At 70.2% G+C, this 2,163-nt stretch carries 1 pseudogene; it reads left to right on the top strand.

Features of this window, described 5'->3' with window-relative positions:
- Positions 1-24: 24 nt before the first annotated feature.
- Positions 25-2,163: pseudogene (locus tag DDA898_RS23220) on the top strand (hemagglutinin repeat-containing protein); the annotation flags it as partial.

Below are 2,163 nucleotides of genomic sequence, written 5' to 3'. Positions count from 1 at the left end.
TCTTGAAGGTGATGCTGATAGTAATACACCCCAGGCCAAACCTACACCGCCACTATCCAGGCCGGCGGCGCGATAACCGCCAATTTCTCCCAGAACATCAGCAACACCAGTCTGCAGCCGGGCAGCGGCGGCGTTATGCCGGCGATGGCCACCCCGACGCTGAGCGGGGTGAGCGCGTTAAACCCGGTGGGCGCACAGGCCGACCGCGGGCTGAACGGCGGCACTGCCGGTAACGTCAGCGGCAGTACGTTGTCGGGCGCCGGTGCAGGCGTGGCGCTGGCCGGTCAGGCGGGCCGCCTGAACGCCGGCTACAGTGCGGTCACCCGCGATAACAGTACCTCCTCCGGCAGCGCGCTCAACCCGGTGGGTATCCCTGCCGGGCCGGGCACCGCCGGCGGCGCACCGGTGGCCGGAGCCAGTCTGACGCCGGTCGCCCCGGGCGCGCGCTCCCTGAGCGACCTGCAGGCGGCGCTGGCTCAGGGGCTGCAGCAGCCGGGCAGCCCGTCGCTGACCGACTACCCGCTGCCGACCAGCCAGAACGGGCTGTTTGTGGCGGATACCGCCGGCGACAGCCGCTACCTGATACGCACCAACCCCACGCTGAGCCGGCTCGGTCAGGTGGACAACGCCCTGTTCGGCGACCTGCGCGGGCTGCTGGGGCAGACGCCGGGCACCACGGCGCCGGTGGAGCGCAGCCCGACGCTGACCGACCCGACGCAGGTGCTGGGGTCGTCCTACCTGCTGGGCAAACTGAATCTGGACGCCGAGCACGACTACCGCTTTCTGGGGGACGCGGCGTTTGACACCCGCTACATCAGCAACGCGGTACTGAGCCAGACCGGGCAGCGCTACCTGAACGGGGTGGGGTCGGAGCTGGCGCAGATGCAGCAGCTGATGGACAACGCGGCGGCGGAGAAAAGCCGGCTGAACCTGCAACTGGGGGTGAGCCTGACGCCGGAGCAGGTGGCGGGGCTGAGCCACAGCCTGGTGTGGTGGGAGAACATCACGGTGGGCGGGCAGACGGTGCTGGCGCCGAAGCTGTACCTGGCGCAGGCGGATAAAACCAACCTGCAGGGCAGCCGCATCGTGGCGAACAGTGTCAGCCTGAGCGCGGGCGGGGATATCGACAACCGCGGCAGCACGGTGACGGCGCAGGACGCCCTTGCTGTCGCCAGCGGGGGTAACCTGACCAACAGTGAGGGCGGGCTGCTGAACGCGGGCGGCGGGCTGAATCTGGTGGCGCTGGGCAACCTGACCAACAGCAGCGCGACGATACAGGGCAATACGGTGACGCTGGCGAGCGTCGGCGGGGATATCGTCAACACCACGACGACAGACCAGTGGCAGACGGCGGCGCGGGACGGGCGGGGCCGCGGGTCGCTGACGCGCACCGATATCGGGCAGGCGGGCTTAATCAGCGCACAGGGCGGGCTGACGCTGCAGGCGGGTCACGATATCGCGCTGAACGGGGCGCAGCTGAACGCGGGCGGGCCGCTGCAGTCTGGCGGCGGGCAACGACATCCGGCTGACGGCGCTGAGCACGATGACGGACACGGTACGTCAGGATGGCGGGGCCACCACCGAGCGGCGCCGTCAGGGGCTGGTGCAGAGCGACGGTGGCCAGGCGGGGGCGACCTGAGCCTGAGCGCCGGGCGCGACCTGAGCGGCACGGCGGCGCAGCTGAGCGCGGCGGGGACGCGTGGGGCTGGTCGGCGGGTCGTGACCTGAGCCTGCTGTCGGCCGGTGAGGAGCAGTTCAGCTCGAACGCGTGGAATCGTCATCAGGACTGGCAGCAGACGGTGACGCAGCAGGGGACGGTGCTGAACGCGGGCGAGGGGCTGAGCCTGCGGGCGGGTCAGGACCTGACGCTGCAGGGGGCGCAGGCGGAGACGCGTGGCGCGCTGACGGCGCAGGCGGGGCGCGACCTGAGCCTGCTGTCGGCGACGGAAAGCCGGCATGATTTTTTTGAAGAAACGACGGTGAAGAAGGGCTTCCTGTCGAAGACCACCACGCACACGCTGCGGGAGACGCAGCAGACGACGGAGAAAGGGACGCTGCTGTCGGCGGGCAGCGTGGCGCTGACGGCGGGGCACGACATCGGGGTGCAGGGCTCGGCGGTGGCGGCGGACGGGGAGGTGACGCTGACGGCGGGGCATGACATCA

The organism is Dickeya dadantii NCPPB 898 (genome assembly GCF_000406145.1).
In the GTDB taxonomy this organism is placed as follows: domain Bacteria; phylum Pseudomonadota; class Gammaproteobacteria; order Enterobacterales; family Enterobacteriaceae; genus Dickeya; species Dickeya dadantii.
Note: the sequence above shows the minus strand (reverse complement) of the source record. Positions and strands in the feature narration are given on the sequence as shown.